The organism is Heliophilum fasciatum (assembly GCF_004341395.1).
Classification (GTDB): domain Bacteria; phylum Bacillota; class Desulfitobacteriia; order Heliobacteriales; family Heliobacteriaceae; genus Heliophilum; species Heliophilum fasciatum.
Map to the genome: position 1 here is coordinate 43,089 of NZ_SLXT01000014.1, position 23,409 is coordinate 66,497.

The window sequence follows — 23,409 nt, forward strand, 5'->3', positions numbered from 1 at the left end:
CGCCATAAATTTTTAAGATGATTAGGTCATCAAGGCACAGAAAAGCGTACCTGTATCAGGTACGCTTTTCTGCTGTGATTTCGTGTAATGCTTTCGCGACTTGGTCAATTTCTTCTTCGGTCGTAAAGTAACTGGGACTGATGCGAACCGTCCCCTCCGGTAAAGTTCCAATCCGCCGGTGCGCTTGCGGGGCACAATGTAACCCGGCTCGAACAGCAATTTGGTAAACTTGATCTAGGATAAAGCCGATCGCATTGACTTCAACACCATCAATGGTGATGGATACAACAGGTGTTCTGTTTTCTCCTGCCGGAGGTCCATAGATACGAATCGCTTTGTTTTGGTTAAGCTGATCCATTAAGCGCTGAATCAGTTCTTCTTCACGTTTCATCATAGTACGGATACCGATTTTTTCGATAAAGGCGATACCTTCCCCCAAACCGGCGATGCCTGGCGTATTCAGCGTACCGCTTTCCAGACGATCAGGATAATGCTCGGGTTGCTCTTCACGTTCGCTTTGACTTCCCGTACCGCCATAGACCAGCGGTTTCAAATGGAGATCATCACCGATGCAAAGACCACCTATCCCTTGGGGACCATATAAACCTTTATGACCGGGAAATGCCAGAAGATCAATTCCCCAACGTTGCATATCGATGGGTAGTAGTCCGGCTGTTTGCGCAGCATCGACCATTACATACAATCCCAGTTCTTTGGCTTGCTTGGCTAATTGCTCCACGTCCTGCACGGTACCGATGACATTTGAGCCATGAGCGAAGGCCAGCAATTTGGTGTTTTTTTGGCATGCTTGCTTTACTTCTTCAGGGTGAATCCGTCCATATTGATCACCTTGTAGAAACGTCACTTCTACGCCCGTCTGTCGCAAAGCCATCAGTGGTCGAATCATAGCATTATGTTCAATACTTGTCGTTATTACGTGATCACCTGGTTGTAGCAAGCCAAAAAGGGATATATTAATTGCTTCTGTTGCATTGTTTGTAAAAACTACGCGTAATGGATTGGGGAAATGAAATAGTCGCGCTACTTTTGTGCGTACCTCGTAAATTAAACGAGACACATCAATTCCCATGCGGTGCCCCCCCCTACCGGGGTTTGCGCCAAAGGTTTTACCAACGCGAGTTATTTCATCCCACACTTGATTGGGTTTGGGCCATGAAGTAGCTGCGTTATCTAAATATATCAATTCTATCTCTCCTGATGTTCCACGTGGAACACTGCCTTTCTTTGACCTTCGATGTTCCACGTGGAACATTGCCTTTCCTTGACCTTACCGATGTTCCACGTGGAACATTGTTTGTTAGTATCGATTATCTTGTAGCATTAAGCTATCGATGATTCGTTGCAAATCTTCGTGGCTGTAAAAAGATATCTCGATATGGCCTTGTTGACCTTGTGATTTGATTTTTACGGCGGTTTTTAACCAAGAACGTAACCGCTCGGCCATTTCAGTCACGGCATGATCTTCTGGATTCGCTTCCAATGCCGATTGGGTTGCAGAATCAACCTTCGTTGTCTTTGGTTGTTCATCGCTGCTAAACAGAATTGTTTTTTTCGTGTGACGTATCACCGGTACTTGCTGTAGATTCGCTTGATGATTAGCCAATGGCTCTTGGTTCGTAGAAGCCACTTGTTGCTGCGTTTCTTGAACCAATGTAACCGACTGCATAGGCTGATTCCAGCATTTAACCAACTCTTCAGTTTGACGGACATTTAAGCCTTTATCAATGACTTCATCGGCCAGATCATTTTGATCTTGTTGATTTTGCAGTGCAAGAATCGCTTTGGCGTGGCCCATGGTCAGCACAGCATCCACAAGATATTGTTGTAATTTCACGGGCAACTGCAACAGTCGTAATGAATTGGTGATATACGAACGACTTTTTCCTACCCGGACGGCAAGTTGTTCTTGTGTTAAATGAAAGTCATTTAATAAAGAACGAAAAGCCAGTGCTTCTTCTAAGGGATTAAGATCGCGCCGTTGAATATTTTCAATTAACGAAATCTCTGCCGTTTTTTGATCGTCCCAATCACGTACAACTACCGGTACACTTTCGAGCCCTGCTAAATGACTGGCCCGCCAACGCCGTTCGCCAACAACTAACTGAAAGCGATTTTGATCAATCGGCCGTACTACAAGGGGTTGGATAATACCATGCTCTTGAATCGACTTGGACAATTCTTCGAGAGCTTCTTGATCAAAATGTTTACGCGGTTGATCTGGATTCGGTTCAATGGAAGACAGTGGAACAATGCGAAGTTTCTTAGAATCATCTTCTTTGTTCTCCGGTCTTGTTTCTTCAGGGATCAGTGCTTGCAATCCTTTGCCTAACCCACGATGGCTCTTAGTAGCCACGTTCAGTCACTTCCTTTGCCAATTGTCGATAGACTTCTGCACCTCGGGAGCGAGTGTCATAAAGAATAATCGGTTGGCCATGACTGGGCGCTTCTGATAGACGTATGTTACGAGGAATTACCGTAGAAAAAACCTTATCGTTAAAATATTTTTTTACCTCTTCTGAAACTTGCGATGATAAATTGGTTCGAACGTCAAACATCGTAAGCAATACACCTAAGATGGATAATTCCGCATTGAGATGGCGCTGAACTAATTTGATCGTATTCATCAATTGTCCTAGGCCTTCCAATGCATAATATTCACACTGAATGGGAATTAATAAGAGGTCAGCTGCTGTTAGTGAGTTTAAAGTTAATAGTCCGAGCGATGGAGGACAATCGATAATGATATAATCATAACGATCAACAATCGATTCCAGCGCACGCTTTAACTTTAATTCCCGTGAGATTTCAGCAACAAGTTCGATTTCTGCCCCAGCCAATTGTATCGTCGATGGAGCGATATCTAATCCCTTGATTTGGGTAGATACAATCACTGAGCGCATCGGAGCAGAATTGATTAAGACATCGTAAATGCAACATGTCAACGATAGTTTATCAACGCCGAGGCCACTGGAGGCGTTTCCTTGCGGATCCATATCGACTAGCAACACTTTTTTTCCTACCTCGGCCAAACATGCGCTAAGATTCACAGCCGTTGTAGTTTTGGCAACCCCGCCTTTTTGATTGGCAATTGCAATAATCTGTCCGATGATAATCACCACCTAATTTCCGAAAATTTAATGTACCTCCGGTACATCGCTTTAATAGTATCGATTATACATGACCATTTCGCGATATTGGCAAAAAATCGATCATTACTTTTTCAATTCAACGTGACAAAACAGAGTCCTCCCTGCTCATAGGGAGTATCGATTTTAAAAATTTCCCACCATGCCGTAAAAGGCAAAAAAACAGGGTGAATTTCGATTTCACCCTGTCCAAAGGTAATCACCTTGACTCTTTTTTTTCCTAGCCTTAAAAACGATTCTACGCCGCCTAATTTTCCTCCAATATTTCAAAAACCAAGACGTACATAAAATTACATATCAATGTTCCACGTGGAACATTGTCTTTCCCTGACTTTCTTGATGTTCCACGTGGAACATTGCCTTTCTCTGACTTTCTTGATGTTCCACGTGGAACATTGCCTTTCTCTGACTTTCTTGATGTTCCACGTGGAACATTGCCTTTCCTTGACCTTCTTGATGTTCCACGTGGAACATTTTTAAAGAGGTTGCTTGGCCGGAATACCGGGCTTACGGGGATAAAGCGATGGCGTGGTTTTGATCTTCTGTAAGATAATCATCGTTCGTTGATCGCCCGACAGCGGCAACGATAACGTATGAACGGCTACTAATTTTGCACCTAACAATGCGATCGAACGTTCGGCCTCGAGAAGTTCACTTTCTCCATCTGGCCCTTTGAAAGCGACGAACATTCCGCCAGTCTTGAGAAGGGGAAGGCAATACTCATTTAAGACAGACATACGCGCTACAGCTCGGGAAAGTACGAGATTATATTTCGCTCGGTGCTTTTCTTGTTGCCCGATTTCTTCGGCACGGCCACTATATACAGATACATTCGCTAAACCCAGTTGATCCTTCACATCCGTAAGAAAGCGACACCGTTTTTGTAAGGAATCCATTAAACTGACGTGCCATTGAGGACGAACGATCGCCAGTGGCAACCCCGGAAAGCCGGCACCGGTTCCCATATCGGCTACAGACAATTGATCGGTATTGATCAATTCGTTAATCGCTTTATTAAGCGGTAAGGTAAGCAAACTTAATGAATCGGCGATGTGTTTTTCAGCTACACCAGCCGGATCAGTGATGGCCGTCAGGTTCATGACGCCATTGATTTGCAGCATCTGTTGAATGTAGTGCTGTACTTGATCTTTTTGTTGATCTGTTAATGCTAACGACCAAGCACCAAGGCTTTGGGTAAGTACAGAATGAAACTGTGTCCATTCTTCGTTGGTCCAAGCAGTTTTTTTGGCCGCTTTTTCTTTATCCAATTCAAAAGCCTCCTTTACCGCTGCCGTCGCCGTTGTTCCAGATAAACAAGCAACACATTGATATCAGCCGGATTAACACCGGAGATACGTGTGGCTTGTCCGATCGAAGTGGGTTTACGGTCCGCTAATTTTTGTCTTGCCTCAGCCGATAATCCCACCACATCATGATAATTGAGATCAGGCGGTAAGCGCTTTGTTTCTAATTTATTAAAACGCTCTACCTGCTGGGCTTGCTTTTGCAAGTATCCTTCGAACTTCGCCATAATCTCAATTTGTTCGGCCACTTCCTGATCAATTTCCTCCGAAACGGAGCCGTCATCCGCGTTGTATAGCGATTGAAAAATGGGCAACAGCTCAGCATAAGTTAACTCCGGCCGGCGCAATAAGTCAAAAAGTGAAACACCTCGTGTTAAGGATGCTGTCGACTTGGCTTTAAGCAGTTCGTTCAACGGTTGATGAGCCGATGTAGCGACTGTTTTTTGCCAGCGATTTCTCAACTCATCAATCATCGCTAACTTTGTACGTAAGCGTTGCATCCGCTGTTCATCAACTAAACCAATACGATGGCCGATTTCCGTTAACCGTTGATCGGCGTTATCCTGACGAAGCAATAAGCGGTACTCCGCGCGGGACGTCAACATCCGGTAGGGATCCATAACACCTTTCGTCACCAAGTCATCGATCAATACACCGATATAGGCTTCCGAACGTTTGAGGATCAGTGGTTCCCGGTTGGTCACCGCTAACGCCGCATTGATACCGGCCATCAACCCTTGCGCCGCTGCTTCCTCATAACCGGATGTACCGTTGATTTGCCCGGCACAAAAAAGCCCCTTAAGTTGACCATGTTCCAACGAGAGCAGCAACTGTGTAGGGTCAACATAATCATACTCAATCGCATAAGCAGGTCGGATGATCTTTACCTTTTCCAATCCCACAATGGAACGAAGCATTGCCAATTGCACATCTTCCGGTAATGAAGTGGACATTCCTTGAATGTACATTTCATGCGATCCGTCACCTTCAGGCTCGATAAACACTTGATGGGCTTCCTTATCAGCAAAGCGCACCACTTTATCTTCGATAGAAGGGCAATAGCGAGGACCGGTCCCTTCGATCACACCGGAATACAAAGGAGACCGATGCAGATTATTACGGATAATCTCATGGGTCTCTTTAGTCGTATAGGCTAACCAGCAAGAGATCTGCCGCCGTTGTTGATGGGGCGATAAAAACGAAAACCGTAACGGGACATCATCACCGGGTTGCTCAATCAATTTCGAAAAATCAATCGTCCGTCCGTCAATGCGCGCCGGTGTGCCTGTTTTGAACCGTCCCATTTTCACACCGGCTTTTTGTAACGAAGCACTTAGCTCCATCGAAGGAAAATAACCGTTCGGCCCGCCGGCATAAGCCAAATCACCGATAATCACCCGTCCACGCAAGTAGGTACCAGTCGTGACGATCACCGCCGGTGCCGTAAAGACAGCGCCCGTTTGTAACCGCACACCGGTGACACGGTGATCGTCAAACAAGATGTCCTCGACCATGCCTTGCCGGACGTCAAGGCGATCTTGATTCTCCAGGATACCGGTCATGTACCGCTGATAAGCTTTTTTATCAGCCTGCGCCCGTAACGCATGCACTGCCGGGCCTTTGCCTGTATTAAGCATACGGATTTGAATCGCCGTCGCATCAGCCGCTTTGCCCATCTCACCACCCAAGGCATCCACTTCCCGTACCAAATGACCTTTGGCCGGTCCGCCAATGGAAGGATTACAAGGCATCAAAGCGACATTGTCCCAACTGATGGTAATGATTAAGGTCCGGCAACCCATACGGGCCGCAGCTAAGGCGGCTTCACAACCAGCATGACCGGCACCGATGACAATCACATCATAGTTACCCGCATTGAAATTCATCGTATAAACTCCTATCCAGCTACGTCACTTACCAATACAAAAAGAAGCAAAGATCTGATCCAGCAAATCAGTCGAAGCCGTTTCACCGGTAATCTCGCCTAATACCTCCCAGGCACCACGCAGATCGATGGTGATAAAATCAGGTGCCGTTCCTTGACGAAAATCGCGTTCTGCTTGCGCAAGAAAATCCTGTGCTTTCACTAACGAATCTCGATGACGTAACCGCGTGATCCACAGATCGCGCTCCACCATCGCCGTATCTTCATTCAATGCAAAGACCCGCCGACGAAGCACCTCGGCCAGTTGATCGAGTCCCCAACCAGTACGTGCTGACAGAGGCACAATATCCGCTTGCGGAACGAGATCACGAAGACGCTGCTCATCGTCATAATGATCAACCAGATCAAATTTATTAAGCAAAACGACCATAGGCCGCTCACCAAAGGATTCAATCAGGCTTCTTTCTTCCGGAAGTAAGGGTCTCGAAGCATCGAGTACCAGCAAGACAAGATCGGAGTTGGCCAGATACTGCTGGGTTTTTTCTACGCCGATTTGTTCGATCGGATCATCGGTTTCACGTAAACCGGCCGTATCGACCAAACGCAAAGGAATTCCTTGCAAGTCAATAAACTCCTCAATCGCGTCACGGGTTGTGCCGGGAATATCAGTAACAATCGCTCGTTGTTCATTTAATAACGCGTTAAGCAAACTTGATTTTCCCACATTCGGAAGACCGGCGATCACCGTTTTCCAACCTTCCCGTAACACCTGGCCCGTATCAGCGCGGCGAATGAGCTCAACCAATTCTTTGCGCACCGCAGCTAATTCGGTGATCGTCTGGGCAATGTCCAAATCAGGCAGATCTTCTTCGGGAAAATCGATCATTGCTTCCAAATGAGCCATGATTGGCAGCAGGCGAGCCCGTAGTGCCGTAATCCGTTCTGATAGCTTCCCCCGAAGTTGTCCAACAGCTACTGCTAATCCATCCTTGGTCTTGGCATTGATCACATCCAGCACTGCTTCCGCCTGCGCCAGATCAAGCCGTCCACCAAGAAAAGCCCGTCGGGTAAACTCACCGGGCTCGGCTGGGCGAGCACCGCAAGCCAGCACCAGGGCCATCACTTCCCGAACCGCTACTGAACCGCCATGGCAGTGAAATTCGGCCACATCTTCCGTGGTATACGTTCGCGGCCCTTTCATCCATGCCAATAAAATTTCATCGATCACTTGTCCGTCGCTGGGACGTATAACCCCCCCAAGATGAAGTGTGTGACTTGCCCATGTATCCGGTGTTCCTGCATAGCGTGGCCGAAAAATTTGTGAAACGATCAATCGCACATCGGGACCACTTATGCGAACGATGCCGATACCACCGGCCCCTAAGGCAGTGGCAATAGCAACAATCGTATCATTGTACAAGCCATTCACTCCTTACTTTTTCAACGTCCTCAAGAAAAACGTAGATAGGAAAAAAAGCGCCGAAGCGCTTTTTGATCAATTCATATATTTCCCCAATGGTTACCCATTCGTATGACACTAATCGTTATCTTGAGGTTCTTCTTTATCGCTTTCCTTGGCTGCTACCGTACTTAATGGAGTAGCACCTCGTGAAATTTTGGTATTCCCACTGAATGGGCGAGGCATACGATAATCACGTTTATTCGCTCCGGGACGCAGATTACCGTAATTACCAAATTGACGAGTTGATTCTTTTTCTTCCTTTTGATTGCCATCGATTTCTGTTTGATCCGGGCGACCATCGTGACGATCGGATGAGCGATTGGCCCATTGATGATCGCCGGTGGTTTTGATCTTTTCATCAGAAAAAGACTTACGTCCACCGGTGCGGGTTGCTCCGCGATCGGACTTCAAATTGGTTTTCATTGCATCCGAATCATTACTGCGCATACGACGAGCCGGATTTTTCGGAATGATGACAACCTTACGAAAAGGATCTTCCCCCTCCGAATGGGTGGAAATACGATCATCCTCTTGTAATGTCGTATGAATGATGCGCCGTTCCTGCGGACTCATCGGTTCCAACACAACTCGAGTGCCTGTACGCTTGGCTTTATCGGCCAAACGCTTGGCTAACCGCACCAGTGTTTCCTCACGGCGCTGGCGATAATTTTCCACATCCAAGACAATCCGCACATGACCATCTAATGCTCGATTGACCACCAAGTTCGTCAAATATTGCAATGCATCTAACGTATCGCCGCGACGGCCGATCAAAATCCCCAGATCATCACCGACAAACTGAATCAACAGATTTTTATCGCGCCATTCCGTCTGGATCTCCGCCGTAACGTCCATCCTTTGAAAAACATCACGCAAAAAACGTACTGCATCCCGTACGGCATCCGGTTTTACCGTGACAAGCACTCGAGCAGGACGTCCGCCGATAAAACCTAGAAAACCTTTCGAAGCTTCTTCAATAACTTGAACCTCTACATCATTTTGCTCAACTTGAAGTTCATCGAGAGCAGCACGAAGTGCTTCCTCAACTGTTCGAGCTGTTTTTTCGATGCTGATAGGTTGGATCATCCGGCCGCTTTCTCTCCCTTCTGGATTTTAAAGCTCCGATTGATGAAGAGTTGTTGGACTATACCGGCTGTGTTAAACGTCACCCAGTATAACGCCAGTCCTGCAGCAAAGTTCATGGCCATGTAGCCGATAATAAAGGGCATAAAATAAGTCATTAACTTTTGCGTTTGTTCCGCTTGGGCATTGGATCCGGATGAAGGTGTTGTTGATACTTTCATCTGGATATAGGTGGTTACCCCCGCTAATACCGGCAAAATGTGTGCCGGATCGGGATCTGATAAATTCAATAGCCAAATAAAACCGGCATGTTCCGGTACGGTGTACTGCAAATGCATCAAAGCGTTGTAAAAAGCAATCAAAATCGGAAACTGAAGAAGCAAGGGTAAGCAACCGCTCAGTGGATTGATCCCATGCTCCTTATAGAGTTCCATCATCATTTCTTGTTGTTTTTGCGGATCTTTCTTATAGCGCTCTTGCAATGCTTTTTGTTTGGGTGCCAGCTCGGCCATCGCCCGCATGGACTTCATTTGTTTTGCCGTCAAGGGATATAAGGCTATCTTAACGACAATGGTAATAAGGATAATCGCCAGCGCATAGCTTGGCACACCCATGCTCACCGTAAGTGTATAAAACCACTCAATGAGCTTTGTAAATCCACCAACGAACTGATCCCACAAGGTTGAGCAGTCCTCCTTCAGCGTGATCCCTTATGTATTTCATGCCATTGCCCCTTAGCCTATGGGACCGGAAAAGCATGCTTACGCAGGGTCATATCCACCTGGATGAAAAGGATGACACCGCAAAATCCGTCCTATCGCCTTGATCGTGCCACGGACCACACCATATTTTTGTAATGCATCGATGGCATATTGAGAACATGTCGGAAAAAAGCGACAAGAAGGCCCGCGCAGGGGAGAGATATAGCGTTGATAAAAACGAATCGGCATGATCAATCCATCAACGATTCGCACGCTCTTCAATCCTCCACCCATAACTTACCCCTTTTCAAGAGACGAACAATATCTTGTTCGACTTGCTCAAAATGAATTCCTTTTATTTTATGGCGCGCAATTAAAATAATATCATGATTTTTTGCAATATGCGGGGCATGACGGCGGCAGATGGCGCGAAATACCCGCTTAATGTAATTGCGCGTAACCGCATTACCGACTTTGGATGAAACAGAAAAACCAAAACGTTGTCCCAAGGCAGGAGAGAACCCGATTTTATCTTTCACCTTTGAGGAAATTGCCGTTCCCTGATGATGCAAACGATAGAGCACCACATAACGGCCACCAATGGATTGGCCCCGCTGGTACACTTTTTGAAAATCTTGATTGCGACGTAAGCGGAAAGTACGGGGAAGCAAAGAAAACACCCCCATAACAGCAAGTATATCCGAAAAAAAGCCGAGTTATGCCAACATAAGTGAATCTTACGAAGGCATCACCCGGTCTTAGCTTGTGTAACTTACGTAGATGTACTTCATTACACGGAAGGGATAATCAGTCATAAAAAAACGAAGGCCACCGAAGCGGCCTTATGCACTGAGTACTTTTCTTCCTTTCGCACGACGCCGCTTCAGGACGTTGCGGCCATTTGGGGTACTCATGCGGCTGAGAAAGCCGTGCACCCGTTTATGCTTACGGTTTTTCGGTTGATAGGTACGTTTCAAAACGAACACCCCCTTCATTGCTGCTTCTGCTATCCACAAGGCCATCGTGACCATGAAGTCGCAATCAGAAATATTATAGGTGGAAAAGCAATCAAAAGTCAAGCAACGCATCCGGGTGTATCGATTAATTTTTTGACAGAAACGTACTTGTGGATAACTCGACAAGAAGGTACAATTGTGGATAAGCCTTATCCACAACAGCAGACATCGCATTTTTCCACGATTTTTACGTTAGTCATCCACAAGCTGTGGACGAAACGTGCATGATTTGATGACGTAATCCCCAGACCTTCGACAAGGACCACAGGTCAATAATGGCCATTCTCTAGTTATACACAGAAATTGTTGATCACAATCGCCATGGATTGGGGAAAATCTCATCATCAAGTACAAAAAATGCTGACTGCACCAGGGATGCTTGGTTGTATAAAATCGGGGATAGTAAGTGGACAAATGATAAAACAACCGGATATGGAGGTACGTCCTGTGACACAGACGCCTTTAACCGGGATTTGGCAACAAACCCTGGAGATCTTGAAACAGGAATTAAACCCAGCCAGTTTCGACACTTGGCTCAAAAACACCCATCTCGTTTCGATTCACAACGGCGAGGCTTTTATTCGTGTGCCCAACGACCTGGCGCGAGATTGGCTGGAAAAAAGCTATGCCACGTTGATTCGCAACTCCTTAAACACGGTACTTGGGGAGACCGTGCAGGCCCGCTTTATTTCGCCCAGCCAAGATACCAAGATCATGGCTGATCCGCTGCGACGACAGATCCAAAACGATGATTACATACCGCCGCCGTTAAATCCGAAATATACCTTTGATACCTTCGTGGTCGGCAATTCCAACCGCTTTGCTCATGCTGCTTCCCTGGCCGTCGCCGAAGCGCCGGCCCGCGCCTATAACCCGCTTTTTATTTATGGCGGCGTGGGATTAGGGAAAACCCATCTCATGCAAGCAATCGGTCATCACGTTATCGGCCAACGACCGCAAGCACGGGTTTTATATGTATCGTCCGAAAAATTCACCAATGAACTGATCAACGCGATCCGTGACGATAAAACCGTTGAGTTTCGCAACCGCTATCGCAACATCGATGTACTATTGATCGATGATATTCAATTTTTAGCGAATAAAGAACGTACGCAAGAAGAATTTTTCCACACTTTTAACGAACTCCACGAATCAACCAAACAGATCATCATCTCCTCCGACCGCCCGCCAAAAGAAATTCCCACGCTGGAAGACCGGTTGCGCAGCCGCTTTGAATGGGGATTGATCACCGATATTCATCCGCCCGATTTAGAAACGCGGATCGCTATTTTGCGCAAAAAAACCATTTTGGAACAATTAGATGTTCCGAATGAAATCATGGCCTTTATCGCCAATAAAATTCAATCAAACATTCGGGAGCTCGAAGGCGCCTTAAATCGCGTCATGGCTTTTGCTTCGATGGCCGGTAAACCGATGACGGTAGAACTGGCGGAAGAAACGCTGCGTAACCTGATGCCGTCACAACGGACGAAACCGATTACGATCATCGACATTCAAAAAGCCGTATCCCTTCATTACGGTCTGCAAATTGAAGACTTAAAAGCAAAAAAACGCACCCGTGAAGTTGCGTTTCCTCGACAAATCGCGATGTACCTGGCCCGTGAAATGATGGATATCTCCTTGCCGAAGGTTGGGGAAGAATTTGGCGGCCGTGACCATACTACGGTCATGCATGCTTATGAAAAAGTATCAAAAGATATCTCTGAAAATCCTCAACTCGCTATGACCATTCAATTGTTAAAGGAAAAAATCGAACAATCCTAAAGTTATCCCCCGATAACCCTAGTTATCAACAAAGTTATCCACATTACAAACAGATACACCATCAGGGTTTTATCTACTTTTCCACATATTCACGCTCCCTACTACTACGACGATCTTTTTAAAAGAGAGAGAGAGAAGGAGCACCATTTGCTTTGTAGTGTCTCCTTTTTTATTTTGGGGCGCCGATTTACCGGTTATCCACCTACCCGCAAGGAGGTATTTTGATGGAATTTACCTGTTCCCGTCCGGAATTACTTGAAGGTGTTAACGCAGTGATTCGAGCTGTATCATCGAAACCACAAATCCCCGTGTTAAGCGGTATCTACATGGAAACCAATGATCATGTATTACGCTTGGTGGCAACAGACATGGAAATTGGTATTGAATATAAAATTCCTGTACAGACCAATCAATCCGGTGCCACTGTGGTTAACGCTCGTGTTTTCAATGAAATGGTGCGCCGTTTGCCTGATTCTCCGGTGATGTTTTCCACAGCCGGTGACCATGCAGCGCTTAAAGTACGTTATCATGGCTCCGAAGTCACCTTAAATACGATGAATCCGCAAGAGTTTCCCTTATTACCGACCATCCTTGATGGTGATCGCGTGACCCTCAAAGCCAGTAATTTCAAGGAAATGACTCGATTAGTTTCTTTTGCAGCTTCGACCGATGAAGCACGGCCTTGGTTTACCGGTGTTCTCTGGGATTTTCATCCTGATGGATTGCGATGGGTAGCTACGGATACCCATCGGTTAGCGATGCTCGTCGGTGAAGTGGTTCACCAACAAATCGCCGAGCCCCGTCAACTGATTTTGCACGGGAAAACCTTATCTGATGTGGCCAAACTGCTCGATGACGATGATCAGGAACTGCACATGATCATGACTTCGTCGCAAGTATTGCTCGAGGCTGATCGCTTACGTGTCATTTTACGCATCATTGATGGACAATATCCCAAGTATCAACAAGTAATCCCCAGGGAGTGGAAAACGAGGATAACCATTTCGGTCAAAGCGCTTTCGGAAGCCGTGGATCGTGCGTCCTTGGCTTCGATCGGTAAAGAAGGATCGAATATCGTTAAGCTGTCCATGGATAAAGATTCCCTGCAAATTCGCTCCAATTCACCGGAAGTGGGCCACATCTATGAAGAAGTGTGGATCGATATGCAAGGTGAACCTATCCCCATTGCCTTTAATTATCGTTATCTACAAGAAGCATTGCGGGTCATCGGCGGCGATCAAGTCTATTTAGATTTGTCAGGTACACTGGTGCCAGGGGTTTTGCGTCCGCTGCAAGATGAGCGCTATCTTTATTTGATTGTGCCTGTGCGCACGGTATAATCCATGAAAATCCAGCGATTGGAACTGACACAGTTTCGTAATTATGCGGAAATGGCTGTTGATTTGCAGCCAGGCGTTAATATTTTTGTCGGTCCCAATGGTCAAGGAAAAACCAATTTATTGGAAGCCGTTACCTTATTAAGCGGTGCCGGATCGCACCGTGACGCCAAAGATGCCGAAATGGTGAAGTGGCAAGCGGCTTTTTATCGGATTGTGGCCCAAGGAAGGCCAGCGGCGGGTAACGGTGCTGCTACCTCGCCGGATCTCCCGGCGACGACGGTGGAATTAGCTTTTGGCCAGCAGCGTAAATGGGCGCGCGTCAACGGGCGTAAGCTCAAACGGATGAATGAACTGGCCCAGACAGTGAATACGGTTGTTTTTTCACCGGAAGACTTATCGTTGGTGAAAGGTTCACCAGGCCAGCGGCGGCGTTTTCTTGATCGGGAACTAAGTCAAGCCAGTCCGGCCTATCATCAGGTATTGGTTCATTACCAGCGTATGCTATCGCAGCGCAATGCATTACTGAAACAAATTCGTAACCAATTGGCCAAGGTCCATGACATCGAACTTTGGGATGAGCAAATGGCACGGTGCGGCGCCACCTTATTGGCGCGTCGTTTAGACGGTGTGGCGCGATTAGCTCCGAAGGCTCGTCAAATTTATCGCTCCCTAAGTGCCGGTAAAGAAGAATTGGAGATCACCTACGGTTCATCGTTGCCCTTGCCTGCCGATCGTGCGGCTTGGCCGACGGCAATTTTGCGTCACTGGGCCATGAGTCGTGAAGAAGAAATTCTCCGCCAAACCACATTGACCGGTCCCCATCGTGATGACTTGAATCTTTATCTCAACGGGCGTGATGCCCGCAGTTATGCTTCGCAAGGCCAGCAACGCAGTATTGCTTTGGCCTTGAAATTGTCGGAAGTTCAGTTGATTGCGTCCATCCGTCAGGAACCCCCCATCGTATTGCTTGATGATGTGATGAGTGAGCTCGATCCGTTGCGCCGTGAGCAACTGTTGACCGAACTCAATCAACAACCGATTCAAGTGATCATTACCACTACTCATTTACAAGCATTACCGGAGGCGCTGATTCGACAATCAGCGATTTTTCGTGTTTATGAAGGTAAGATTCAACGGGATCCGGAAGGAGGATGAGCGGATGTTTTTGCATCTTGGTAGCGACGTGGTTGTACCCAAAGACGATATTGTGGTGATCATTGATCTGGAAAGTGCCGCTCAGGCCAATACGACGCAGGAGTTTATCAAAAGCTTTGACCAATCGGGAAAAGTAAAAAATATTGCTGAGACCGGAAAAGAAAAATCGTTTATTGTCACTCGCCATCGTGCCTATATCTCGCCCATTTCTTCGATGACCTTGATGAAACGGGGCAACAATATCGTCACCATGCTCAAAGCCATGGATGAAGGACGATAAAAAATAACTCAATTGCTTTGTTTTGTGGTATACTACATCTTTGTAGAATAGATTTGTGTGCGGTGTAGTTACCGTCAGACAGGGATGGAGGGTATTCGGGTGGCGGATCAAATATCATCAAACGGCCAAGTTGATCAACGCTATGATGCTAGTCAGATACAAGTACTGGAAGGATTAGAGGCCGTTCGTCGCCGTCCAGGGATGTACATTGGGTCGACCAGTTCCCGGGGCTTGCATCACCTCGTCTATGAAATTGTGGATAACTCCATCGATGAAGCCTTAGCCGGCTATTGTGACACGATCGAAGTGATTATCCACGAAGATAACAGCATCCAAGTCAGTGATAACGGCCGGGGGATTCCCGTTGATATTCATCCCAAGATGCAAAAACCGGCCGTAGAAGTGGCCTTAACCATTTTGCACGCCGGCGGTAAATTTGGCGGCGAAGGTTATAAAGTGTCCGGTGGTTTGCACGGTGTCGGTCTTTCCGTTGTCAATGCCCTTTCGGAAAAATTATGTGTTCGTGTACGTCGTAACGGTCAAACCTACGAGCAGCACTACGAACGCGGTGTCACCATGACCGAACTCAAGGTGATTGGTCCGGCCGAAAGTACCGGTACCATGATTCACTTCAAGCCCGATTCAACGATTTTTGAAGAGTTAGAGTATCACTATGAGACGCTGGCGCAGCGTATGCGTGAGTTGTCTTTTTTGAATAAAAACGTCAAGATCACTTTGATCGATCGCCGCACCGAACAAGAAACGGTCTTTAAGCATGACGGCGGCATTATTGATTTTGCGCAGTATTTGAACCGCAACAAAGACGTGCTTCACCCGAAAGTGATTTACTTTGCCGCGGAAAAAGACACCGTACAGGTAGAAGTGGCGCTGCAGTATAATGACGGCTATAACGAAAACATTTTATCGTATGCCAACAATATTCATACTCAAGAAGGCGGCACTCATGAAGCCGGATTTAAATCGGCGTTGACCCGGGTTATCAATGATTACGGTCGCCGATTCAATCTGATCAAGGAAAATGACAGCAACCTTTCCGGTGAAGATATTCGTGAAGGTTTGACGGCGGTGATCTCGGTAAAAGTCCGGGAACCGCAGTTTGAAGGGCAGACCAAAACCAAGCTGGGCAACTCGGAAGTACGCAGCATTATGGACTCTTCCGTCAATGAAGGCTTAAGCACTTATCTGGAAGAACATCCGGCTGTCGGTAAACGGATTCTCGAAAAAGCGGTCATGGCGCTCCGGGCACGGGAAGCCGCGCGTAAAGCGCGGGAATTAACGCGGCGGAAAAGCGCCTTGGAGTCCACTACGTTGCCGGGCAAACTGGCCGATTGTTCGCTGCGCGATCCGTCGCTTTGTGAAATGTATATCGTCGAAGGAGATTCCGCCGGTGGCAGTGCCAAGCAAGGACGGGATCGCCGTTTTCAAGCGATTTTGCCGATTCGAGGCAAGATTCTCAACGTAGAAAAAGCGCGTCTCGATAAGATTCTCTCGAACGAGGAAATCAGGGCGATTATTACCGCGCTCGGCACCGGTATCGGTGAAGATTTTGATATCAGCAAGGCCCGTTATCACCGGGTTTGTATCATGACCGATGCCGACGTCGATGGCAGTCACATTCGCACGTTATTGCTGACCTTCTTCTATCGCCACATGAAACCCTTGGTGGAAAAAGGTTATATTTATATCATGCAACCGCCGCTTTACCAGGTGAAAAAAGGGCGCGATATCAAGTACTTTTACAGTGACGAAGAGTTAAATCGTCACCTGACCAAGATCGGTCGCGATGGGATTACGATTCAGCGCTACAAAGGCCTTGGTGAAATGAATGCGACGCAGCTTTGGGAAACGACGATGGATCCGGCGACGCGGACGATCATGCAAGTGACCATGGAAGGTGCGGCCGAAGCTGATGATGTCTTTACGACGTTGATGGGCGATCGTGTGGAACCGCGCCGTGATTTTATTCAGCAAAATGCTCGTTATGTACGTAATTTGGATGTGTAATCATCGACAATGCCAAAAAACTGTGTAGCCGCCGGGCTGCACAGTTTTTTTTTCTGCTCTTGATTTGTTATTGGGTAAAATGCCGGTTGCGTTTATAATGAGATCGATTAACCGTTGTATTCGTTTGGCGAAGGTGGACAGCATACTTGAAAGCGTTGATTCTGGAAATTCAGCAATTACGAGGCTTGGCTTTTTTAGCCGTGGTGCTGCAGCATACATTAGGCGCCTTTATTCGACAATCGAATGTGACGATGGGCGATGTGGTGTTGCTTTCATTACTTTATCAGCTCTGTAAATTTGCCGTACCTGCTTTTATCCTGATTACCGGTTTTGTACTTTTCTATAATTATCATGAACGTCTTCATTACCCAAGCTTCATCCGTAAACGGTTATTGGAGATCGGTGTCCCGTACTTTTTATGGGCCATCGTTTATTATGGCCGCTTTGCCCCCGAAACGCCCGATCTGTGGACGGGATTCATGGAATTCGGCTTTCAAACGCTTTCGGGATGGGTCTGTTATCATCTTTGGTTCGTCATCATGATCCTGCAGTATTATCTGCTTTTTCCGGTGTTTCGCCACTTGTACCTATGGGGTAAGCCTTATCTGCAGACCAAGCGGCAAGTGGTTCTGGCCTATGGGGGATTGTTGTTACTTTACCTGGCGTTAGGTTGGTTTTATGTCTATCAACTTCCCGGTTTCGATGCCGCCCTTGATTATCCCTTGATTCGTCAAGCCTTTGTTGACTTTCGTGATCGTAATTTTATTTTTTGGTTTTTTTATTTTGCCCTTGGTGCCTTGGCCGGCCTGCAAGTGACCCAATGGCGCGCTTGGGTGGCGCAGGTACAAATTAAAAACGGCTTTGTTTGGATTGGCTTTTTGAGCTATGTTTTTTTCTTTTTTATCGATACCGTGCAGATGGGTGCCGATGGGATCACGGTGGACATGGATGCTGCGTCGCTGTTCAAACCTTCGGTGATCGCGTTGGTGCTGTCGTCGCTGGTGTTGATCTATGGACTATCGCTGTGGCTGGTGGACAAAGGGGGGTGGATGGCGCGTTTGAATGGTTTGCTGGGCCAGCATTCGTATTTTGGTTATTTGGCTCATGCCTTGGTCCTGGACTATACGGCTGATGCGGTGCGTAAGGCCTGGCCGGTGTTAAACCCTTCCATGATGATGTTGGCGACGTCCTTGATCTGTGTGATGGTTTGTTTGCTGCTTTCGATCGTGATCAGTTATTTGCCTTTTGGCCGTTATCTCGGCGGAAGCCGTGGTAATCCTTTGCTTGGATGGAATGAGATTCCCCGCACGGATGCAACGTTGACGGTTTCAATGGGAGTTCCACAAACAAAAGGAGGATAATTGAATGGATCAGGATAAAAAGGTCTATGGCCTGTTTATCGACGGTCAATGGGTAACAACAGGTACAACCATACCTGTGCTTGATAAGTTTTCTGGAAAAGTCTATGCCCATGTGGCGCAAGCGGAGCAGGCCCATGTCACCAAGGCCGTTGACGCGGCGCAACTGGCGCTGAAAACACCCTTGCCGGCTTGGCGGCGTTCCGCCATTTTGCAGCAAACGGCAGAACGTTTAACGGTCAATAAAGAAAAGCTGGGTGAGCTCATCGCCATTGAAGCCGGCAAGCCCTTGAAAGATGCTATCGCCGAAGTGGGCCGGGCGGCGGAAACGCTGCGCCTTTCGGCCAATGAAGCGATGGCGTTGACGGGCGAAGCGGTGCCGGTCCATGCTTTTCCGGGATCGGAAAATCGTTTGGCTTTTACCTTGCGTGTGCCCCTTGGTGTGGTATGTGCCATTTCCCCGTTTAACTTCCCGTTGAATCTGCTTTGCCATAAGGTCGGCCCGGCCCTGGCGGCCGGCAATGCGATTGTGGCCAAACCGGCATCGGCGACGCCGCTCATTGCGCTGAAATTAGCGGAATATTTAGCCGAAGCCGGACTGCCGGCCGGTTGGTTTCATGTGCTTTTTGGCGCCGGCAGCACGGTTGGTGAGTGGCTTTTGGATGAGCCCCGTTTTGCCGCTTATTCCTTTACCGGCTCCTATGCAGTGGGTTTACATATTCGCCAACGGGTCGGTTTGCGGAAGTCGACGATGGAACTGGGTTCGAATTCGGCCACGATCATTCACCATGATGCGGATTTGGATGGCGCGGCGCGGCAGTGCGCGCGGATGGCTTTTGCCAATGCCGGCCAAGTTTGCATTTCGGTGCAGCGCATTCTGGTCCATCGTTTTGTGTTTAATGAATTTGTGGAAAAGTTAGCGGCGCAGACCGGTGAATTGATCATCGGCGATCCGAAGAATCCCCATACCGATGTGGGGCCGATGATCAATCAGAAAGAAGCGGAACGGGTTGTAGCTTGGGTGGAACAGGCTGTTGATGATGGTGCCCGTCTGGTCATGGGCGGCACACGGCAAGGCGCGCTTGTGCAACCGACGATTTTAACCCATGTCCATCCCAAGATGCCCGTGTGGTGTGAGGAGATTTTCGGGCCGGTTGTATCGGTAGCGGCTTATGATTATCTGGAAGAAGCGATTGACAAAGTCAACGATTCGGCTTATGGCTTGCAGGCCGGTGTGTTTACCCGCTCGATTGATGTGGCCTTAAGTTGTGCCAAACAACTGGAAGTGGGCGGTGTGATTATCAATGATGTATCGACGTACCGGGCCGATAATATGCCCTATGGCGGCGTAAAAAACAGCGGAACCGGGCGGGAAGGCCCGCACTACGCGGTGCAGGAATTAACGGAGACCCGTGTGGTGGTCTTTAACCATCGCTAATCCCCAAAGCCATAAAAGCTCCTTGTCCCAGGTGGACAAGGAGCTTTTGCGATCGAATCGTTAAAAAAGTCGTTTGGCATAAAGGAACATTTGGCTGTAATAGGGGTTGGATAAGGTACTGGTGGTGACGTAACCGGCACCGCTCGATGCATGGATGAACTGATTGTTGTCTATGTAAATGCCCACATGACCTACCCGTGGATAACCACTGAGGTTAATGGTTGATGAATTGGCGAAACAAAGCAGGTCACCTTTTTTTAATTGACCTGTGGGAACGAAGGTTCCCTTTTGCGCTTGGTCACTGGCAATACGCGGTAACGAAATACCGTTGGCACCAAAGACCGTAGCGGTGAAGGAAGAACAATCAAAGTTGTTGCTTTGGCCCGGGGCTGCACCATAAAGGTAGGGCGTCCCGAGAAAGCGCTTGGCCGTGGCTACGATGGCATCAGCTTTTGGCGAAGAGGTTGTCGTTGAAGTAGCCACTGGAGAGATTTTCGGTGGATATGTAGGTAAGTTGATCACTTGTCCCGGTTGGAGGTTCGCTACATTGTTAATTTGCGGATTAACTTGGGTGAGTTCAGTAACGGAGTAGCCGTAGGCTTGACCGATCTTATAGAGGGTGTCACCGGTACGTACCGTGTAGGTGAAAATCGGAATCTTGATCGTCTGACCGGGATAGAGGGTGGTGGACGTAAATGGATTGGCCTCCATGATTTGTTTTTCCGTCACCTTAAATTTTTGACCGATGCTCCAGATACTGTCACCTGGACTGACCGTATAGGATGTGGTCGCCGCTTGGGCCGTTCCGGTGAGGAGAAGGAAACTGAGCAAGGTGGCGATGGCAACGGATCGCTTCTTTGTTTTCATCTCGATTCTCCTTTTTGAAAAAATAATGCTGTCTACGGACCGAAACGAAACATTGAATGCGTATTTATTTTATCACTTAATAAAAATAAGGACAACCGATATTGTGCTTTTGATAACAAGGTAACATTTGACTTGATTAAGTTTCGAATTAAATACCATTATATGGAATACAATCTTTATTTCTTACTCATAAGCAAAGCAGGGATTTGTCCACCTATAGTTATCCACAGAAAAAAGGTCAATGTGGACAAAAACGGGGATAACTTTTTTTTTTAAGGTGGATGTGGGGAAAAAATACGGTTTTGCTTCAAAATCAAAGGCCTACGCATGGACTTTGTTAGAGAAATTTTCTTGGTTTGCCACCATGTTTCGATGGTGGTTGTGGAAAACTATCGAATTTTGGCGAAAACAATGTGGATAATCGGTGGGTTTTGTGTAAAACTCCTCGCTTGAGTGCATCGGTAGGGTCGAAACCAAAGCCAAAACAAAAAGCGTTGCCGGCGGCAACGCTTTTGTTTTGGAGATGATGAGGGCCCGTTAGATGGCCGGTGATTTTTTGGCGATGATCAACGACAGGTAGTTCACCGGTTTGCCTTTGACTTCCTCAAGATCACGGATGATCATTTCACCTTCGAGACCGCAACGGCTAATCAAAGCGGCATTATCGATGAGGTTGTGTTTGGCCAGTCGATCGATAATCTGATCTTTTTCACGGTACACTTTCATCAAAATTAAGTTGTCGGCTTTTTCAAAGATCGGATCGAGGTCATTGCACTCCGAAGTGGCCGGTACAATCGTGATCATTTCTTGTCCTTCGGCGAGAGGAATACCGGCACGGGAAGCGGCCGCACAAAAGGAGGGAATTCCGGGAACCGTTTCAATAGGCCAGCCAAGTTGTTTGATTTTTTTATAAACGTAAATATAGGTGCTAAACAGCATGGGATCACCAAGTGTGATAAAAGCAACCGTTTTTCCTTGCTGTAAGAACGCGGCAATTTGATCTTGGGCAGCGGCCCAAGCGCTGGCAAGTGCTTCTTCATCGTAGGTCATGGGAAAGAGGGAAGCAAACACTTCCGTTTGGGCCCCGAGGTGGCTTTCGATAATGGCGAGGGCGGTACTGGAGCGGCCTTCTTTGCTGTAGGGTGCGATGACAATGTCGGCGGAGTTGAGAATTTTCGCTGCCCGCAGGGTGATGAGCTCGGGATCGCCAGGTCCGACACCGATGCCGTAAAACATTCCGTTCAATTTGCTTGCCTCCATGTTCTATTCTAGTCACGTTTGTTCGACGCCGAGCCAAGAAATCCTCTTCGCCAAGGCAAGCCCCCTTGGTGTTTGCATCGATGCCAAGCTTGATAAATTTGCTTCCACACAGGGAGAAGCGTATAATTTGGAGATACAGCCTTCTTAATTTATTGCTTATTGAATAAGCTGGATCTTGACATTGATGGATCATCAGGGCATCTAGTAGTTCTTTCGTGGGCAGCCCCATTGTGACGGTGTCGGTAAAAAAAGATGAAGGAGCGGGAAAATGAACGGGTTTAAACGTTTGATGGTATTCGGGACAAGTTTACTGACGTTGATTTGGTTAGCCGGTTGCAGCCCTGCCGGTTCGGAAAAAGCCACCGCATTGCCGGCATCATCGAAACTGCCGGTGGTCGCTAGTTTCTACCCCATGTATGAGTTCACCCGGGAAGTCGGTGGTGAGCACGTAGATGTGACCAATATCGTTCCTCCCGGATCAGAGCCCCATGACTGGGAACCAACAGCGAAGGATCTGGAAAGAATTGCGCAAGCTAAAGTCGTCGTCTACAATGGCGCCGGCTTTGAGGGTTGGATCGATAAAGTCACCAAGGCGGCCAACGGGCAGAATCAAATCTTGGTGGAAGCAAGCAAAGGGTTGCCGTTATTACCGGCATCGGAGCAGGATAATCATCACGATGATCTTGATGGGAAGGTTACTGATAAGCAGCCTGCTCACACGGGTGGTGTTGATCCCCATGTATGGACGTCGCTGCGCATGGCGAAATTACAAGTTGAAAATATAAAAAATGGCTTGATTGCCGCCGATCCGAACCATAAGGATGACTATGAAAAAAATGCCCAAGCTTACATAGGCAAGCTTGATGAATTAGATCAAGAATTTCAACAAGCGCTGGCCCAGGCAAAAACCAAACAACTGATCACGACCCATCAAACCTTCGCCTACTTGGCCCGCGACTACGGGTTAACGCAAGTGGGGATTATGGGCATTTCCCCTGATGCGGAGCCGACGCCCAAAACAATGGCTGAGGTTGTGCGGTTTGCTAAGGAAAATCAGGTTGGCTATATCTTTTTTGAAACCTTAGCCAGCCCCAAGGTAGCCGAAGTGATCGCTCGTGAGACCGGCGCCGCCACATTGGTCTTAAACCCGTTGGAAGGGTTGACGGAAGAACAAATGCAAGCGATCGATTATCAAGATTATTTGTGGCTGCAACGAGAGAATCTAGCGAATTTGCAAAAAGCATTAGTTCAATAACATTGCTGGTAAGGAGAGAAGGGATGCT

At 47.5% G+C, this 23,409-nt stretch carries 21 protein-coding genes; 8 read left to right on the forward strand and 13 right to left on the reverse strand.

Going from position 1 to position 23,409, the window contains the following annotated elements:
- Positions 1–55: 55 nt before the first annotated feature.
- From EDD73_RS08715 to rpmH, 11 genes are all read right to left on the reverse strand, one after another.
- On the reverse strand, positions 56–1,264 hold the full coding sequence (locus EDD73_RS08715) for an aminotransferase class V-fold PLP-dependent enzyme (protein ID WP_243116848.1): 1,209 nt from the start codon (positions 1,262–1,264) through the stop codon (positions 56–58).
- Positions 1,265–1,318: 54 nt separating this feature from the next.
- Positions 1,319–2,338, reverse strand: coding sequence for a ParB/RepB/Spo0J family partition protein (locus tag EDD73_RS08720; protein WP_165876419.1), 1,020 nt, complete (start codon positions 2,336–2,338; stop codon positions 1,319–1,321).
- A 25-nt stretch (positions 2,339–2,363) separates the two neighbouring features.
- Complete coding sequence (locus EDD73_RS08725) at positions 2,364–3,128, reverse strand: ParA family protein (protein WP_131919427.1); 765 nt, start codon at positions 3,126–3,128, stop codon at positions 2,364–2,366.
- A gap of 515 nt (positions 3,129–3,643) precedes the next feature.
- Entirely contained in the window at positions 3,644–4,435 is a 792-nt protein-coding gene (gene rsmG / locus EDD73_RS08730; RefSeq protein ID WP_131919400.1) for a 16S rRNA (guanine(527)-N(7))-methyltransferase RsmG, read from the reverse strand.
- 14 nt (positions 4,436–4,449) lie between these two features.
- Positions 4,450–6,357 (reverse strand): tRNA uridine-5-carboxymethylaminomethyl(34) synthesis enzyme MnmG, encoded by a 1,908-nt coding sequence (mnmG, locus tag EDD73_RS08735; protein WP_131919401.1) that lies wholly within the window; start codon positions 6,355–6,357, stop codon positions 4,450–4,452.
- Between the two features lie 24 nt (positions 6,358–6,381).
- Positions 6,382–7,776: a tRNA uridine-5-carboxymethylaminomethyl(34) synthesis GTPase MnmE gene (gene mnmE, locus EDD73_RS08740; RefSeq protein WP_131919402.1), complete on the reverse strand. Its 1,395-nt coding sequence runs from the start codon at positions 7,774–7,776 to the stop codon at positions 6,382–6,384.
- Positions 7,777–7,893: 117 nt separating this feature from the next.
- A complete protein-coding gene (gene jag, locus EDD73_RS15540; protein WP_131919403.1) occupies positions 7,894–8,904 on the reverse strand; it encodes an RNA-binding cell elongation regulator Jag/EloR in 1,011 nt (336 codons plus the stop codon).
- A complete protein-coding gene (locus EDD73_RS08750) occupies positions 8,901–9,581 on the reverse strand; it encodes a YidC/Oxa1 family membrane protein insertase (protein WP_243116849.1) in 681 nt (226 codons plus the stop codon). The genes jag and EDD73_RS08750 overlap by 4 nt, the downstream gene beginning before the upstream one ends.
- Positions 9,582–9,662: 81 nt before the next feature.
- Positions 9,663–9,851: a membrane protein insertion efficiency factor YidD gene (gene yidD, locus EDD73_RS08755; RefSeq protein ID WP_243116853.1), complete on the reverse strand. Its 189-nt coding sequence runs from the start codon at positions 9,849–9,851 to the stop codon at positions 9,663–9,665.
- Between the two features lie 29 nt (positions 9,852–9,880).
- Positions 9,881–10,282 carry a ribonuclease P protein component gene (gene rnpA, locus EDD73_RS08760; protein ID WP_165876420.1) on the reverse strand — a complete coding sequence of 134 codons (402 nt, stop codon included), beginning with the start codon at positions 10,280–10,282 and terminating at the stop codon, positions 9,881–9,883.
- Between the two features lie 162 nt (positions 10,283–10,444).
- Complete coding sequence (gene rpmH / locus EDD73_RS08765) at positions 10,445–10,579, reverse strand: 50S ribosomal protein L34 (RefSeq protein WP_131919406.1); 135 nt, start codon at positions 10,577–10,579, stop codon at positions 10,445–10,447.
- A 471-nt stretch (positions 10,580–11,050) separates the two neighbouring features.
- Here rpmH and dnaA point away from each other — a divergent pair, with 471 nt between their 5' ends.
- The 7 genes from dnaA (at position 11,051) to EDD73_RS08800 (ending at position 19,999) form a co-directional block, all read left to right on the forward strand.
- Complete coding sequence (dnaA, locus tag EDD73_RS08770; RefSeq protein ID WP_131919429.1) at positions 11,051–12,403, forward strand: chromosomal replication initiator protein DnaA; 1,353 nt, start codon at positions 11,051–11,053, stop codon at positions 12,401–12,403.
- A gap of 224 nt (positions 12,404–12,627) precedes the next feature.
- Positions 12,628–13,743, forward strand: coding sequence for a DNA polymerase III subunit beta (gene dnaN, locus EDD73_RS08775; protein WP_131919407.1), 1,116 nt, complete (start codon positions 12,628–12,630; stop codon positions 13,741–13,743).
- 3 nt (positions 13,744–13,746) lie between these two features.
- Complete coding sequence (recF, locus tag EDD73_RS08780) at positions 13,747–14,898, forward strand: DNA replication/repair protein RecF (protein ID WP_131919408.1); 1,152 nt, start codon at positions 13,747–13,749, stop codon at positions 14,896–14,898.
- 4 nt (positions 14,899–14,902) lie between these two features.
- Positions 14,903–15,178, forward strand: coding sequence for an extracellular matrix regulator RemB (gene remB, locus EDD73_RS08785; protein ID WP_131919409.1), 276 nt, complete (start codon positions 14,903–14,905; stop codon positions 15,176–15,178).
- Between the two features lie 99 nt (positions 15,179–15,277).
- Positions 15,278–17,203: a DNA topoisomerase (ATP-hydrolyzing) subunit B gene (gene gyrB / locus EDD73_RS08790; RefSeq protein WP_243116850.1), complete on the forward strand. Its 1,926-nt coding sequence runs from the start codon at positions 15,278–15,280 to the stop codon at positions 17,201–17,203.
- Positions 17,204–17,349: 146 nt separating this feature from the next.
- Complete coding sequence (locus tag EDD73_RS08795; RefSeq protein WP_131919410.1) at positions 17,350–18,564, forward strand: acyltransferase; 1,215 nt, start codon at positions 17,350–17,352, stop codon at positions 18,562–18,564.
- A gap of 4 nt (positions 18,565–18,568) precedes the next feature.
- On the forward strand, positions 18,569–19,999 hold the full coding sequence (locus EDD73_RS08800; RefSeq protein ID WP_131919411.1) for an aldehyde dehydrogenase family protein: 1,431 nt from the start codon (positions 18,569–18,571) through the stop codon (positions 19,997–19,999).
- A 60-nt stretch (positions 20,000–20,059) separates the two neighbouring features.
- On the opposite strand, the gene EDD73_RS08805 is transcribed toward EDD73_RS08800, so the two are convergent.
- Together EDD73_RS08805 and cobI are read right to left on the reverse strand one after the other, a co-directional pair.
- On the reverse strand, positions 20,060–20,866 hold the full coding sequence (locus tag EDD73_RS08805) for a C40 family peptidase (RefSeq protein WP_131919412.1): 807 nt from the start codon (positions 20,864–20,866) through the stop codon (positions 20,060–20,062).
- Positions 20,867–21,403: 537 nt separating this feature from the next.
- Positions 21,404–22,102, reverse strand: a complete 699-nt coding sequence (gene cobI, locus EDD73_RS08810; RefSeq protein ID WP_243116855.1) for a precorrin-2 C(20)-methyltransferase — start codon at positions 22,100–22,102, stop codon at positions 21,404–21,406.
- Positions 22,103–22,394: 292 nt separating this feature from the next.
- On the opposite strand from cobI, the gene EDD73_RS08815 reads away from it, so the two are divergent.
- On the forward strand, positions 22,395–23,381 hold the full coding sequence (locus EDD73_RS08815; protein ID WP_131919414.1) for a metal ABC transporter substrate-binding protein: 987 nt from the start codon (positions 22,395–22,397) through the stop codon (positions 23,379–23,381).
- Positions 23,382–23,409 lie beyond the last annotated feature (28 nt).

Coding starts and splice junctions, on each gene's coding strand:
- remB (WP_131919409.1), top strand. CDS start 14,903: ATGTTTTTGCATCTTGGTAGCGACGTGGTTGTACCCAAAGACGATATT.
- dnaA (WP_131919429.1), top strand. CDS start 11,051: ATGGAGGTACGTCCTGTGACACAGACGCCTTTAACCGGGATTTGGCAA.
- mnmG (WP_131919401.1), bottom strand. CDS start 6,357: ATGAATTTCAATGCGGGTAACTATGATGTGATTGTCATCGGTGCCGGT.
- recF (WP_131919408.1), top strand. CDS start 13,747: ATGAAAATCCAGCGATTGGAACTGACACAGTTTCGTAATTATGCGGAA.
- EDD73_RS08800 (WP_131919411.1), top strand. CDS start 18,569: ATGGATCAGGATAAAAAGGTCTATGGCCTGTTTATCGACGGTCAATGG.
- dnaN (WP_131919407.1), top strand. CDS start 12,628: ATGGAATTTACCTGTTCCCGTCCGGAATTACTTGAAGGTGTTAACGCA.
- cobI (WP_243116855.1), bottom strand. CDS start 22,102: ATGTTTTACGGCATCGGTGTCGGACCTGGCGATCCCGAGCTCATCACC.
- EDD73_RS08805 (WP_131919412.1), bottom strand. CDS start 20,866: ATGAAAACAAAGAAGCGATCCGTTGCCATCGCCACCTTGCTCAGTTTC.
- jag (WP_131919403.1), bottom strand. CDS start 8,904: ATGATCCAACCTATCAGCATCGAAAAAACAGCTCGAACAGTTGAGGAA.
- yidD (WP_243116853.1), bottom strand. CDS start 9,851: ATGCCGATTCGTTTTTATCAACGCTATATCTCTCCCCTGCGCGGGCCT.
- EDD73_RS08815 (WP_131919414.1), top strand. CDS start 22,395: ATGAACGGGTTTAAACGTTTGATGGTATTCGGGACAAGTTTACTGACG.